We start from the raw sequence: 263 nt of genomic DNA on the forward strand, positions 1-263 counted from the left end.
TAATCCTGATGGAATATTTAGAAATCAAATCAAGTTTTTTTGAGTTTTTATTTTCAGGAAAAACCGTCGCCGTTGTCAGAAACGGAAAAATCATCCCGGAAAACTTAAAAAAAATGCGTTTTACCGAAGCTCAGCTGTCAATGAGGATCAGGCAGGAAGGCCTCGGAGACATTCAAGATTTTAAATATGTGCTGCTTGAGCCGAACGGACAGATCGGCTATGAACTCATTGATGAGGCCAAAAACGTGACAGTGCGCGACTTG

1 protein-coding gene is annotated in these 263 nt (G+C 41.1%); it reads left to right on the forward strand.

Going from position 1 to position 263, the window contains the following annotated elements:
* On the forward strand, nucleotides 1-263 hold a 263-nt coding region (locus KVT31_RS29655; protein WP_217613736.1), incomplete at both ends, for a YetF domain-containing protein.

The organism is Bacillus sp. GbtcB14, assembly GCF_019091205.1.
In the GTDB taxonomy this organism is placed as follows: domain Bacteria; phylum Bacillota; class Bacilli; order Bacillales; family Bacillaceae_G; genus Bacillus_A; species Bacillus_A cereus_AG.